Source organism: Streptomyces sp. NPDC092952 (assembly GCF_044754785.1).
In the GTDB taxonomy this organism is placed as follows: domain Bacteria; phylum Actinomycetota; class Actinomycetes; order Streptomycetales; family Streptomycetaceae; genus Streptomyces.
In genome coordinates this window covers 1-13,957 of record NZ_JBIVPT010000030.1, presented here as the reverse complement: position 1 = coordinate 13,957, position 13,957 = coordinate 1, and the positions used below count along the sequence as shown (strand labels likewise).

Annotated in this window: 11 protein-coding genes and 1 pseudogene; 9 read left to right on the top strand and 3 right to left on the bottom strand. The window is 68.2% G+C overall.

Annotation, left to right across the window (positions count from 1 at the left end):
• The first annotated feature begins 45 nt into the window (after positions 1-45).
• The 7 genes from ACIQGQ_RS34855 (at position 46) to ACIQGQ_RS34825 (ending at position 6,782) form a co-directional block, all read left to right on the top strand.
• Positions 46-555 carry a hypothetical protein gene (locus tag ACIQGQ_RS34855; RefSeq protein ID WP_402403944.1) on the top strand — a complete coding sequence of 170 codons (510 nt, stop codon included), beginning with the start codon at positions 46-48 and terminating at the stop codon, positions 553-555.
• Positions 552-1,313 carry a hypothetical protein gene (locus tag ACIQGQ_RS34850; protein WP_402403942.1) on the top strand — a complete coding sequence of 254 codons (762 nt, stop codon included), beginning with the start codon at positions 552-554 and terminating at the stop codon, positions 1,311-1,313. The genes ACIQGQ_RS34855 and ACIQGQ_RS34850 overlap by 4 nt, the downstream gene beginning before the upstream one ends.
• A 123-nt stretch (positions 1,314-1,436) precedes the next feature.
• Entirely contained in the window at positions 1,437-2,039 is a 603-nt protein-coding gene (locus tag ACIQGQ_RS34845) for a hypothetical protein (protein WP_402403939.1), read from the top strand.
• Positions 2,040-2,425: 386 nt separating this feature from the next.
• Entirely contained in the window at positions 2,426-3,286 is an 861-nt protein-coding gene (locus ACIQGQ_RS34840; protein WP_402404073.1) for a hypothetical protein, read from the top strand.
• Positions 3,283-4,509, top strand: coding sequence for a DNA cytosine methyltransferase (locus ACIQGQ_RS34835; protein ID WP_402403936.1), 1,227 nt, complete (start codon positions 3,283-3,285; stop codon positions 4,507-4,509). The genes ACIQGQ_RS34840 and ACIQGQ_RS34835 overlap by 4 nt, the downstream gene beginning before the upstream one ends.
• Entirely contained in the window at positions 4,509-5,621 is a 1,113-nt protein-coding gene (locus tag ACIQGQ_RS34830) for a DnaB-like helicase N-terminal domain-containing protein (RefSeq protein ID WP_402403934.1), read from the top strand. Before ACIQGQ_RS34835 ends, ACIQGQ_RS34830 begins: the two co-directional genes overlap by 1 nt.
• A 72-nt stretch (positions 5,622-5,693) precedes the next feature.
• Positions 5,694-6,782 carry a DUF317 domain-containing protein gene (locus ACIQGQ_RS34825; RefSeq protein ID WP_402403931.1) on the top strand — a complete coding sequence of 363 codons (1,089 nt, stop codon included), beginning with the start codon at positions 5,694-5,696 and terminating at the stop codon, positions 6,780-6,782.
• Positions 6,783-6,943: 161 nt separating this feature from the next.
• Here the strand turns inward: ACIQGQ_RS34825 and ACIQGQ_RS34820 are convergent, their stop codons facing one another.
• From ACIQGQ_RS34820 to ACIQGQ_RS34810, 3 genes are all read right to left on the bottom strand, one after another.
• Positions 6,944-7,840: a DUF5655 domain-containing protein gene (locus tag ACIQGQ_RS34820; RefSeq protein WP_402403929.1), complete on the bottom strand. Its 897-nt coding sequence runs from the start codon at positions 7,838-7,840 to the stop codon at positions 6,944-6,946.
• A 642-nt stretch (positions 7,841-8,482) separates the two neighbouring features.
• Positions 8,483-10,387, bottom strand: coding sequence for a UvrD-helicase domain-containing protein (locus ACIQGQ_RS34815; protein ID WP_402403926.1), 1,905 nt, complete (start codon positions 10,385-10,387; stop codon positions 8,483-8,485).
• Positions 10,384-12,264 carry an ATP-dependent nuclease gene (locus tag ACIQGQ_RS34810; protein WP_402403924.1) on the bottom strand — a complete coding sequence of 627 codons (1,881 nt, stop codon included), beginning with the start codon at positions 12,262-12,264 and terminating at the stop codon, positions 10,384-10,386. The genes ACIQGQ_RS34815 and ACIQGQ_RS34810 overlap by 4 nt, the downstream gene beginning before the upstream one ends.
• Positions 12,265-13,077: 813 nt before the next feature.
• On the opposite strand from ACIQGQ_RS34810, the gene ACIQGQ_RS34805 reads away from it, so the two are divergent.
• Together ACIQGQ_RS34805 and ACIQGQ_RS34800 are read left to right on the top strand one after the other, a co-directional pair.
• A complete protein-coding gene (locus ACIQGQ_RS34805) occupies positions 13,078-13,488 on the top strand; it encodes a helix-turn-helix domain-containing protein (protein WP_402403921.1) in 411 nt (136 codons plus the stop codon).
• Positions 13,488-13,957, top strand: a pseudogene (locus ACIQGQ_RS34800) (site-specific integrase); the annotation flags it as partial. The gene ACIQGQ_RS34805 and the pseudogene ACIQGQ_RS34800, both read left to right, overlap by 1 nt.

Genomic DNA, 13,957 nt, shown 5'->3' with positions numbered 1-13,957 from the left:
CAGATCTTCGCGATCGTCGGCCGGCCCGTTGCCTGCGTGAACCACATGTCTGGAGACGACCTGCACACCTACGAACCCCGCGACCTCGAAAACATGACCGCGCTCGATGCCGTGGACTCCGTGACTGCGGACATCCTCGACCACCGCATCACCGTAGACGGCACCGGCCTGTTCAACGTCATGCGGCACGTCGACCTGCTGTGCCACCTCACCACGCGCATGGTCGCCGACGCCGAGTACCAGCTCGCACCGAACATCACCGGCCTGCCGCCCGCCAAGGCCCTCTGTGCGAGCGCCGCCCATCTCGGACGGGCAGTCGCCCACTACACCCAGGCACTCGTACCGCTCATCACCCTCACCACCACAACGCAGGACACGCTCCAGCAGAGTATCGACGCGCTCGACCACCACAGCAGCCTGCGGATCCACCTCGACAACGCCAGGCGGTCTCTGGCCGCCGCCCGCACCGAACTCGACGTGCAGCACCCCCTCGCTACCGCGAGCACATCCGCCCCGGCCTCGCGGCACGCCCCGGCCGCCAGGCGGCGAGCATGACGGCACCGACACCGACCGGTGAAGGTCTTCTGTTCGACGTAGCCGCCCCTCCGACTCCGGTCGAGCGGCTGTTGCACCTCGCCGACCAGTACGTGCAGCACAACGACATGCTCGACCGGTTCTTGCGGGCTGGTTCTCCGCCGCCGGAACCCAGCAGCCACGTCTCCTCGGCCCTGCAACTCGCCGCCGCGACCCGCGCCGCCCTCAAGGCGGTCACCGACGAACGCCTCTACCCGAGTGACAACTTGTCGGACGCGATGGTCCGCCTCCAGCAGCTCGCCTTCCTGAGCAGTGCTTCCGCAGACCAGCAGCTTGCCGTGGCACGCACTCTCACCGGTTTGGCCCCCGAAGCGGCGATGGGCTGCGCGGACGCCCTCGCCCACGAGATCCGACGCCGCCGGTGGACCGAAAGCGCCGGCCCGGACCACGGCCTGACCGCCGCACAGCACACTGCTCTGCGGGAGATCGCCTGTGGAAACGTCGTGGCCACCAACTCCTCGGGACGGCAGTACGTCCACTACCGCGACGAGCGTGTGGTCATCGGCACACTGCGGGCGCTGGAGGCGAAAGGGCTCGCGGAACGCGTCCCGAACTCAGCCTCCTCCGCCTACGCGGGCGGACTGCTTCGAGACCGAGTCCGTCTCACCTCCGTCGGCACCACCACACTGGCCGCCGCCATCAGCAGTCCACCTGCTCACAGGCCGCCCGGCATGACACCCGCACCCGCCCCTGCGAGGACGGCCGCCTACGGCCGTTAGCCGACACGCGAACCCCCTGCCTCCCCACCTGCCGCCTTGCAGCAAGCCACCTCCTTCCCGTCCGTCCCCGCGAGCCCACTGCCGTCCCTCACCGGAGCCGCTCGCCGAACCAGTTGGACCAACATGTCAATTCTGGACATCCCCGATGTATTCATCGGAAGCACCGATGACGAGCACACCTTCGTCATCCTCAACCGCCGCATCCGCGGCGCCGACCGGCTGCTCACCGAGGCCGGGTTCACGGCCCGCAAGGTACACGGCCGGACGGTCTACCTCCTGCCTCCCAGCTCCCCCGAGGACGCTCATGAGAAAGCCGGCGTGGCGATGTACGGGCTCCTGGCCCACACCCACGACCTGGTCGACCTGGCCCTGACCACGCGGTGGGCCCCACAGGAACCCACACCCACACCCGCTCCCGATCTCCGCTTCATGTTCACCGGCTCTTCCCTGACCGCGACCGCGCTCACGGAGAAAGCCCGCTCGCTCCTCGTGCAGCACGGCTTCGTCCTCTCAGCCGACGGAACCTACGAGCCGCCCAGGACGGAGGAGTCGAGTCTGTTGAGTGCCGTCGTCCGCAGTGAGACTCACGCCTATGCCACCGGTGTCACGGTCCGCGTCGATCTGGGTATTCCCACCCCCGGCGCGATCCCGCCGCCGACCCGCCCGACTTCACCCCCCGTACCCGGTGGCCCGGCCACGGGGCCGGGGCAGCACCGCACTCGCTGATCCGCACCACCCGCCCCGGTACGAACCCGTTCGCAGCACCATCGCCTCTCTCGACGATCCGTCCGACTGGTCATCCGAGTATCTGGCGGACGACTGCCCATATCCCCGGCAGTCCGGCACACGAGCTCTGCGTCGGCTTCACGTCCGACCGCCAGGACCATCCGTGGTCTGACCTGCCCGACCCTTCCGCGTCCCGAGTGAACAGCTCGGCAGCGGCGACGGCGTACGGAATCACCGCTCGTTCCCGTTTCGCGTCAGCACGCCCCGGCCCCGCACCGGTTCCAGCCGCTGACGCCTTCCTCAAGGACGCCTCCATCACCTCCATCACCTCCATGACACCCCGGTTCCGTGCCATATCCCTCGGCGCCGGCGTCCAGTCGAGCTGCATGCTCGCCATGTCCGCGAAAGGCATCCTGCCCAAGGTCGATTACGCGATCTTCGCCGACACCGGCTGGGAGCCCGAATCCGTCTACCGTCATCTCGACCGGCTCGAAAAGGAAGTAGCCGAACCTGCTGGAATCCCAATCCTCCGCGTTTCATCCGGGAATATCCGCGAGGATGCTCTCGACCCGGATCACCGGTTCGCTTCGATGCCGCTCCACATCCTGAACAAGGACGGGAAGCCGGGAATGACCCGGCGCCAATGCACTGGCGAATATAAAATAAAGCCGATCAAGCAGAAGATCCGCGAAATACTCGGATACCCGTACCCCACGCCCATTCCGAAAGGGGTGTTCGTCGAACAGTGGGTAGGAATCTCGACCGATGAATTCCATCGTGCGAAAGACGCGGACGTCAAGTATATGCGCAACCGGCACCCTCTTCTTGATATGTCCTGGAGCAGAGCCGACTGCACGCGATACCTGACCTCACTCGGCCTCGCCGACACCCCGAAGTCGAGCTGCCTGGGATGTCCATTCCACGGAAATGCGCAGTGGAGACATATCAGGGACACTTCTCCGGCCGAGTGGGAGGACGTCGTCGCGTTCGACGCGGCTATCCGGCACGGAAACGCGCGCGCCAACGCCTCGGGAAACCGGCTGCTCGGCGAGGCGTACCTGCACCGGTCCCGCGTTCCTCTCGGCCAGGCACCGATCGACCATGTCACCGCCGCCGAGCGGGCTGCCCTGCTCGCCGACGCGGACGAGGCCGACGAGCTGGAGTACGGCGTCGTGGACGGCTGCTCGCCCTGGGCGTGCCGCGGGGACGTGGACGCGGTTCAGGAGAACTTCGGACTGGCCAGTTGATCCTTGACCTCTTCGCGGGTCCGGGCGGCTGGAGCAGAGCGCTGGGTGTGCTGGGATTTCGCGACATCGGGCTGGAGTGGGACGCGTGGGCCTGCCGGACCCGCGCCGCTGCTGGGCAGCTGACGGTCCGGGCCGATGTAGCGATGTATCCGACGTGGCCGTTCGTCGGCCGGACGCAGGGGCTGATCGCGTCCCCGCCGTGCCAGGCGTGGAGTATGGCCGGCAAGCGGCTCGGCCTGCTGGACCAGCCGCTGGTGCACCAGGCGGTGGAGGACCTCGCCGCCGGACGCGACACCCGCGACCGGCTGCTCGCTGCCTGCCGCGACTCTCGGTCCCTGCTCGCGGCGGAGCCGATGCGCTACCTCCACGCCCTGCATTCCGTCGGCGAACCCGAGTGGGTGGCGATGGAGGAGGTCCCGGACGTGTTGCCGTTGTGGCGGCAGTACGCGGCCGTCCTCCGGTCCTGGGGGTTCTCGGTCTGGTGCGGCATCCTCAACTCGGCGGATTTCGGTGTTCCTCAGACACGCCGGAGGGCAATCCTGCTCGCCTCCCGGGTCCGCACCGCTCACCCTCCCACCCCGACGCATGCCCAAGTCGCGGAGCCCGACTCGTTGTTCGGCCCCGGCCGCGTCCGCTGGGTGAGCATGGCGAAAGCGCTGGGGTGGGGAGCCACTGACCGACCCGTCCCCACCGTCTGCGCCGGCGGCGGGCCCGGCGGCGGCCCCGAGCCGTTCCCCTCCGGCTCCCGCAAGGCCCTGTCCGATGCCCGAAACCGCGGCACCTGGGCGCCCCCGCCGGCCCGTACCGCCGCGCCCCGCCGCCGGAGCGCCCGCCAGGGCAACGCGTTGTCCGGCAACGCCACGGAGCGATGGTCCTGGTCACTGCGCAGCAACAACCAGAGCAACGGCACGGTCCGGCGAAGCGACGAGCCGGCGGGAACGCTGTTCTTCGGGCACCGCGCGAACGAATGCACGTGGGTCGCGGAACCCTCATCTGCCCGGGCAGACGACGGCACCGGTCCTGCCGTGCCTGAGCCGATCAGGATCACCGCACAGGAGGCCGGCCTCCTGCAGACCTTTCCCGCCGACTACCCGTGGGCCGGGTCCAAGGGGCAGCAGTTCTCCCAGATCGGCAACGCCGTTCCTCCACTGCTCGCGGGCCACCTCCTCGCCCCGCACCTCGGCGTCGCCCTCGATCCGTCCGACTTCACCCTGGCCGCCTGATGCCCCCTGTCCCCACGCCCGATGAGGAGGGCGACCTCGACAGCGTGCCCTCGCCGCGCCCGGTGTTCCACGCCGAGCAGGCCCTCCTCGGCGCTCTCCTCCTCCAACCGCACCATCGCGACAACGTCAACGGGATCGCCGCGGCCGCGTTCTCCACCGCGGCGCACCGCAGTGTCTTCGCCGCGATCAGCACTCTGCCCCTGCCCGCACCGGCCGAGCATGCGAAGACCGCCACCTGGCTTTCCCAGGTCCTCACCCGGGCCCGCCAGGAGGTGCACGGGCTGTCCCCCGTCTACCTGCACACCCTGATCCGCGCCTGCCCCCAGCCCGACCACGCTCCGGCCTACGCGCGCATGGTCCAGGGCGAACACGCCCGCCGCCGTCTGGAGGGCGGTGCCGAACGCCTCGTCCGGGCCGCCCACGACACCGCGCTCCCGGACCCCGTCCGCGCGGTACTCGCCGAGGCCGACGCACTCAACGCGATCGTGGACAATGTCGCGGCTCTCTTCCCACCGCGCTCCGGCACCCTGCCCCGTACCCCGGCACCGTCACCAGTCCTCTTCCCCGACCACGCCCAGGCGGTCGAGGAGGAGCAGCTCCTGCTCGCGTCGGCCACCGCCCGCCCCGCGGCCGTCGAGTCGGCACGGTGGCTTCTTCCTGCAGACTTCCTCCGGCCCCTGCACGCGGGGCTGTGGCAGTGCCTGTCCGCCATGGTCCGCCGCCACGAGCCCGTCGACCCTGTAACCGTTCTGTGGGAGGCGCAGCAGCGGGGTCTGCTGGACGGTGGCACCGAGCCCGCCGAGGTACTGGGCCTCCTGGCCGGACCGTACGGAGCTGTGGATTATTGGGCCGAGCGCGCCGTGCGGCGCTCTCTGCTGGCCACCGCCGTTCGTGTGGGCAGCAGCATCGAGGCATACGCCCGCGACCCGACGGCCAGCCCGTTCCAGCTCGTCGTCGGCGCTCGCCGAGCGCTCGCCGACCTCGGATCCGTGCGCACCCGGTGGAGGCACGCCACCGAGCCGATCCCGTCGGCGCGTTCGCGCCCCGTGCCGCCCGCCCGAGCCGGCCCTCCGACCACCATGACGGGCCGCTCCACCCGCGGGGTCCGATAGTGCACATACCCCGGCCACACCGGTGGCCGGGCCGAAGGGCCCTGCTACCGAGAGGAGAGAGACCAGCCTCCCTTGCCCGCCACCCCCTCATTCGACACCCATGTCCTCCTCGACACGCACGCCACACACCCCAGCGCCGTGACCGCCGTCCTGTCCGGTCCCCAGGCGCGGATCCTCCAGGTAGCCCTGGAGGCCGCCAACTGGGTTGCGGTCGCCGAGAATCGCCTGGTTCTGGCCCGCATCGACCGCGAAGAGCCGTACTGGGCCAGGGTCGCAGCCCAGCGGCTGGAAGCCGACGGGATCACCGTCGAGATCACCCCGCGCCTCCAGGAAGCAATCGACCACGCGGCCGAGATGCGGCCCGGACCGGCGCCCCTGACCGAGACCGAACGCGACGCCCTCGCAGCTCGTTCCGTCTTCGACGTCACCGCGACCAAGTCCGGACCTTCCCGACCGGAACAGGAGACCGTGCCCGTCTACCTGGCCGATGCCGGTGACCACGACGCGCTCCTCGACACCTTCCTCGACGCGCACGGCGAGTTCGAGAAATGGAGGACCTGGTCGGACGACACGACCCACGCCATCCACGAATCGCAGACGCTCCGCATCGAGCGCGTCCACGAAGCCCCCGCCCACGAGACCGCCTGGACCGTGGCCGCCTACGAGACACCCGTCTCCGACCGCGTGTGGGTCCTCACCGCGACCGGCGCCACCCCCGCCCCGGTACTGCAGAGGCTCCTGACCCACCTGGCCGACGGCGACGGCTGGGACGCCCTTATCGGTGCCACGCCAAAGATGAAGCAGATCGCCGCAGCCACCCAGCCACTCGCTGACGCCGGATGGACGTACGTCCTGAACGGGCAAGGCTTCCGCTGTACGTCTCCCGACGGCAACGCGGGCGTCCAGTTTGACCCGTTGACCGCACAACGCCCCCAGAAGCCGGCCACCTGGACCATCTGGGCCGGCACCGGTCCGGACCGGCCCACCTGGGCCATCACCGCGTCCTCGCACACCCCGGAACCGCTACTGGCCGGCCTCTCCGAGTCCCTCGCCCACGACACCGGCACGCGACGGCCCCAGCCGGACCACGAGCACAAGGCCCGACTCGCCGCCAGTGCCCTGGCGGTCACGGCTGGCCGCCCCGCCAGCCGGTCACGCTGATCAACGACTACGACGAACGGGGCAACATACCGCGGGGTCGCCGGTTGGCCAAACCGGCGATCCCGCCGACCATAGATAGTCCACCGCCACCACCTGCCCGGACGTCGAAAGGAACCGCCCACGGCCCAGCACAGCCCATCAGGCGACGTACAGCCATACGTTCACGCCGCCGCGTAACTCGCCCGGAACAGGTCCTGCGCTCGCTCCACGTCCCTCGGCGTACGGAGCTGGACCTCCAGGTCGCCCGTCCCGTGGTGCCCGAGACCGGACACGTCCCGAGTGAAGCCCGGAACGAGATCGACATCCTTCGGGTCGACCTTCAGATAGACCAGGACCTTGGTCCTCTGAGGCGGGCACAGGCAAGCGAAGTTCCGCAGCCGCTGATACGCCCGGTACGTCTTGCGCTCGACGCGGTTCACGCCGTCCCCGAGCCCGAGCAGAACCTCGTCGACCGCGCACGCCAACTCCACCATCGCCGTATCCCTGACGTCGGCCACCGACCTGGTGGTCGCATCACACCGTGCCCGGCGGGCCACCTGCGTGCCGCTGCTCACGGAGGCCACGGTCTCAAGGCCGAGCAGGTCGCTGCCGAAGAGCCGGTAGCGGACCAGGTCGATCGATCGCCGGTGCTCGCGCACGGCGTGCACGTCGTAGCGGGTGAAGTCGCCGGCGATACAGATCAGACGCGGCCCGCTCCACAGGACCTGGGACGCGGCCGTCGCCCCGAGCCGGTCGCGAACCAGGTGCTCGAACTCGGCACGGTGGTCCATCAGCCAGGACAGGTAGAACAGGCCCTGGTTGATCACGCCGGCATCCGTGCCGCGCTTGTACTCGACGATGACCGGAGAACCGTTCTCGTCCAGCCCGAGCGAGTCGATCCTGCCCCCGTGCACCGGCCCGGTGCCGTACTCGCTCGCCAGGAACCGGACGCCCAGCAGCGCCTCCATGTGCGCCTCGACAAGGCCCTGCACATCGGCCTCCACCTCAGCAAGACGCGGCATGACCTCGGTCATGCCGCTGTTCGTCGTGTCCGTGCGGAACAGTTTCAGGCCCGACACCTTCCCCTCCTCGGCTCGGAGATCACCAACGCCGACGCGGTGCGGAATTGTTTCCGCGAGGGGCTTCGGGAACGTGAAGATGGTGTGAGACCCTACGTACGGCCCGGCCGGAGCGTTCGTGTCCCCCGGTCACCGGGAAACCGCGATTCCCCCATGTGTCCCCCGCGTCTTGGGGGACAGTGCCAGGAAGCCGCGTTTCCGCAGGTCAGCCCCCGTAGCTCAGTGGATAGAGCACGCGCCTTCTAAACACCTGCTTTATCACCTGCGTGGGACTACGCCTTAAAGCGTGTTGCCGGACGCTGAAGTACGGGCATTTCTCCTGTGCCGACGGGACCTTGCAGGTGATGGTCGATGTGTCGCCGTAGCTGCGCTCGGACGCGCTGTGCTCCGCGGACCAGTTGTTCTACCACGCCGTCGTCACCACCGTCACCGACCAGATCGCAGCGCGCTGGAAGCCGAAGCCTGGCACACCGTCGCCGAGAACACCCTCGCCCTGGCCCGCATCGACCGCGAGGAGCCCTACTGGCACAGAAGACGACGCAGCACCCGACCGCCAACAGGGCTCCCGCCCACGACCAGCACGAGCATCCCGAGGATCTACCACCCCGGCCCCTCAACCTGCGAATTCAAGTTGGCGAAGGCTCAGTGCTCGGTGAGGTCCCGGATATCCCATCCAGCGTCGGCCATCGCGTCTGCGTACTTCTTGCTGCGGTCGCGGTGGGCCGCGAGCACCAGCAGGTGGATAGGGCGTGTCGCTCCGACGAAGACGAGCTGCACGGCTGCCTGTACGCTCTTCAGTTCCCGCAGCGGGTCGCTCCCTTCGGCGATCATGCGCAGCGCCTCGGTCACGTCGAACTTCTTGCCTGTCTTCTCCAGGCACTCCAGGATCAGTGTTGCCGCGTGGGTCTCGCCCTTCGCGCTCTGGATGGTCCCTGGTACGGCCCGCGCCGCCGGTACTGCGGCGACGGCCGCGGGAGCGGGCCCGAGGGCCACGCCTTCCGCAGCAGCAGTGGTGAATTCCATAGCAGACTCGTGCAGTTGGCAGCCGTTGAGGAGCTTCAGCTGGACGGCCAGCTCCTCGGTGGCCTCACCCCAGCTCGCTTCGTCGAACTCGTTCGCGTTGAGGAGGAGTTCGCGTAGCAGGATCCGCACCCTGCCTCCGGTTGTCGCCATTGACCTCTCCAGGCGACCGAGGGCCGGGAGCCCGTCGCCGGTCGGCGACGAGACGGACGCGCGCACGGCGTTCCACAACTCGGTGGCCGCTTCGTGGCTGTCCGGGCCTGATTTCCACCGGGCGCTTGCCGCGCGGGCCACGCCGATCAGGGTGCGGTGAGCCGTCGGGCGGCTGATCGGGGTGTATCCGGGCAGGTAGCAAGATATCGACTGCGGGTAGACGGGTGAGGTTTTCGGATTCTGTCGCGCACCCAGTACACGCGGTGGACGCCGCACCAGGACGTCCTCGGCGACGGTCACAGCGGCCATGCGCTCAAAGGTCGGTACGACGTCGGACACCGTGGTCTCGTCGAACAGCAGAACCGCCACCTGGCCGTCGGGGCCAGCTCCGCGGACCTGCTGGGGTCGCCGGACGGCCAGGCGGCTGGCCACGGCCGCGATCTGAGGCCCGAAGCGGCGGCTGACCGGCAGTTCCGGGGCTCCTGGCAGCGGGAACAGGGAGGCGGGCCCTCCTGCGGAGGCCGCGTCGCTGTAGATGCCCTGGTTGGTGTCGCCCACCCGCTGCACCACGGTGGATGAGGAAGCAAACACGAGGTCCAGCAGTTCATGCTGGGTGGCGCTGGTGTCCTGCGTTTCGTCGAGGAGAACGAACGGGAAGCGCGTGGTGACCGCGGCGGCGATACCCGGGTGCCGGGCGAGATACTCCTGGGCGATGGCGTACATGTCTTGGAAGCGGAAGATGCCCCGGCGTGCCAGAGTCCGTTTGAGGTGGTCCAGCTGTTTTCCGCTGGGAGACTGGGCGCCGAAGGGCAGATCCCTGGCCGCGCCGGTAACCACAAGTTCGCCGTCCCGGTAGGTGAACGTCGCCCCGGTGACGATGCCGGTGCCCTGGTGCTGGCGTTCCACATAGCTGCGCAGGGTGGAGTATTCGGGGCGCTGCAGGAGCCGGAGCGCTGCGGTCTCGAAGGCCGCGTCGTCGACGGACCGGACCTCCACTTTTCTGTCCCGCACGGCCGGCAGCGCGAGGAAGGTGTGTACGAAGGACTGGATGGTGCCGATGAAGTGCGGATAGCGAAGCAGGCTGCGTCCTGCGGCGAGAAGGCCCACCCGGTCGGCGATCTCGTTCTTGGCCGTGTTGGTGTGCGACAGCACGCACACCCCGCGGGTCGGGGAGGTCCACGCGTCGGCCATCAGCGCGAGCTTGAGCCCGATCAAGGTCGTCTTGCCCGACCCCGGGGCGGCCTGGAGGTCCTGCGTGCTCTCGCTCTGCAGGAAGTCCCACTGCTCGGCATCGAGCGGGTCCAACCCCAGGAGTTTCACCATGGCCTCCACCTTGTCCGTGGCGAAGGCATCGGGCAGGTAGGTGCGGGTCACGGGGCCACCTCGCCGCACAGGTACGTGAATGCACCGAGCAGGTAGGGCGGGACGTCGCTGCGAACCAGCGGCGTCGAGGCGAGCAACTGGGCAGCAAACTGTGCGGTGATCGGCTTGCTGACGCTGTCCAGCTTGAGCGGCCGGTAGATCTTCAAGGCGGCCTCTTCCAGGGAAAGGCTCTGCCCTATCCACGTGTCCACAACCCGGTCGGCCCGTGCGATGGCCTTCTTCGTCTTGTCGGCGTCCGGCCAGGACCGCGCCGCGACGGATGCCAACTTGACTGCGCGGTACATCAGCCTGGCCATGGTCCAGGACGTGACCGCGAGGTCGTACTCCAGCGTCCACCAGTCGGACACGAACGTCTTCACCGGGCCGTCGTCGCCGGTGGTGAGGTTCGTGACGTACGCGGAGATCTCCTCCTCCGTCATATCGGTCCAGCGCGCGAGCTTGCCCTTCATAGCCTCTGGAGTGCCGGCGGGTACGAGATCACGGTCGCGGATACAGGCCACGCGGACCGGGATCTGCTCACCGTCGCGCTGGAAGACCCGGCTGTAGCGGAACAGGCCGACGTGGCCGACGTTGACCACGCTGATCCCGTGTTCGTTGAAGGGCATACCCAGGGCGTCGGCGAGCGCGGGCAGGAAGATCGCCTCGGCATCTCCCTCGACCATCGCCAGCCCTCGGGCGAAGAACATGTTCGCCTTGGTGACGTCCAGGAACCGGGTCAGGAACGCGTAGTCCTCCTCGGTCAGGCGCGTGATACCGCGCCGCAGCGGAAAGGTACGTCCCCGGGCGACGAGGGTCAGGCACTCGACCGGCGTCGAGGAAGCGAGATTGGGGCTGTGGGTGGTGAGGATGACCTGCACAGGCGCCCTGTCACCTTCCTGCGGCCTCTGCGCCTTGTCTCGCAGCAGGTCCATGATCCGGGTCTGCAGCTGGGGGTGGAGGTGCGCCTCGGGCTCCTCGATCAACAGCAAGGGAGCCAGTTCGTTCTTGCCCAGCAGGAGCAGTTCCGCGGCCATGAACAGGGCGTTGTTGTAACCGAGTCCGCGTCGCGTCCACTCGTCGGATGCTGTGAAGAGGTTCAGTTCCAGCCGCTCCAGTGCGCGGACCAGCGTCGCGTCCGTGGCGACGCTGATTTTGGCGCGCAGGACGTCGTCACCGATCGCGAACCGCTGCAGGTATGCCGAGTTGATGTCTTCACTCACCTCCGCGACAGCATTGTTGTCGCGGATATCGCACTCAGCCCTCCTCAGGATTCCCCGCAGGGTCGACGGGGGTTCCTCACCGGTCGGGTCGAAGTCGTCGACGTCCTGGTCCTTCATCGCCGGGTAGCCGGCGAGGATCTGGGACAGCCGCGACCCGCGGCCCGAGCGCAGTTCCGCCTCTGCATCGCGAAGGGGGCGCAGGTAGGTGGCGCGCAGGAGTTCGCGAGCAGCGCCGTCCAGGGCGGGGCCATTGCCGGCCGGTCCGGTCCGGGTGGTGACCGAGACCCGGTTGCGCAGTGGATCCATCCGTTGTGCCTTGAACGTGACACACAACCAGGCGGTGCCGTCGCGGTCGTGGGTGAGCAGTTCCAGGAAGACCGCCTGCTCCTCGGTCGACAGACCAGTGAAGGCGCACCCGATGGTGAAGGTCTCCGCCCTCCCGTCCTTCCCGAGGTGGAAGTCGTCCTGGGAGACCCGGTAGTAATCCGATGCTGCGGACTGCAGGCACAGCCGGATCGCGTCGACGATCGCCGTCTTCCCGCTGTCGTTCTCCCCCACGAGCACATTCGTCCCGGCCGTGAACGACAGGCTCAGCGCATCATCCCGCTCGCCCTCGCCCTGCGCTGCGGGCCCGAAGACCCGGAAGTTCTCGACCCGCAGATGCGCCAAGTACACACAGTCCCCCGCCAGCAGGGGCCGCGGCACCCTTTTCTCCGAGACGGAGCCCCCAGGCGGCACGCGGCCCTTGACCAATATTCCCGGAATCCTACGCTCTCCGCTGGCTCCGCCCAGAAGGATTCCGGCAGAGCGGTGGGTGCCAACGGCATGAGTGCACCTCCGGCGACGACAACGTAGTTCGCGGAGCCCCGGCGGTATGTCGACCACCCAGCGCGAGGCAGTCGGGCGGGGCGTCGGCGTCGGTCGCGGCGAGTCGTGGTATCGGGCTCGTTCCCCACCATGCGGGAAGGCCGGTTCCTTCGCGGCTCGGCAAAGGAAGTCGAGTACGGCGGTGGTCGAGCGCAGCTGGTTGAACAGGAAGTCCCGGTCGCGGCGGGTCAGGGCGATGGAGGGCATGTCGGCCGGCTGCCACGTTGCGGTAGTTTCTTTCGGTACGCAGGGGCCGTCCAGTAGGAGTAACACCGCTTTTTACTCGTAGGCGTTGCCATGCACGCGCAGCGTTGATCGGCACAGTGAACGGGCGGACCCACGCGTCCTCAAACGCTTCAACATTCACTGCAGGCACGGAGCCAACCCGCGTTTGAAGAGGCTTTGACCGGGCCGCAACAGCTCGGGCCACGAGGCTATCGGGTTAGTCGGCACATGCCCTGATACCCCAGTCTCGTACGCGACGGCTGACGCATACGACGAATCTCATCGCCAACGGTAGCCACCCCCGAATATCTCGTCGCAAGCGAGGGGAACATAGCCGCACATCGCCGGTTAGCCAAACCGGCGTTTGCGCGGACGATTGTTGTCCACCGTTTGCTCCGAGTACCACGGCGGATCGATCCACCTGCGAGCAGCGCCGTCTGCCGCCGACGGCTTTCCCCGGAATCACTTTGGTGCTCCATACCACCCGGAGATTCACCACACTTGCCCACCAAACCGATAGCAGCCTACACAGACCGTCAGCCGCGCACGAATAGTGCGGACGGTGCCCGTTTCGTCCAAGACGACAGCCGGTCGTTTCTCCTTGCTAATGCTTGGTATTCGACGCGCGACCTCGCCGCCTGCCTGCGTGTAGATTCCTCTACCCTGCGCCGTTGGCGCACTGCTCGGCCTCCCCAGGGCCCGCCGTTCGTCTCCGTGTCGGAACGCGTCATCATGTACAGCGCGGTCGATGTTGAGGAGTGGCTGCATCGCCACCGGACCGTCCCGCGGCAAGACGCCTGATGGCCGAGAAAGCCGTGGTACCGGTCGGTGTCCGACTCACCACCGACATCGAGTACCGGCCTGATCGCCCCAACCCGTACCGTGCGCGAGTCCGCTGGTTCGATCCGGCTACGAAGCGGCGTCTGTCCCTGTCGGAGGGGAAGGCGGACGAGGATGAAGCGCAGGAGTGGCTCCGGTCCATCATCGAAGCGGCTGAGGCAGGGCTGTCCCCGTCGCTCGCCACCATGAAGCTCGCCGAATACGGCAACGCGAACATGGACCTCGCCCTGCGCGGCCTGGAGCTGAAAACACTCGACCCCTACCTGTCGGGCTGGCGGATGCGCGTCGTGCCCGCCCTGGGCCACCTCGCGGTCCGCATGATCACCAACGGCGCTGTCGACCGCACCGTGCAGAACTGGATCGCCGACGAGCTCAGCCGCTCAACGGTCAAGAACACCATCGCCGTCCTGGTCCGCGTCATGGAGCAAGC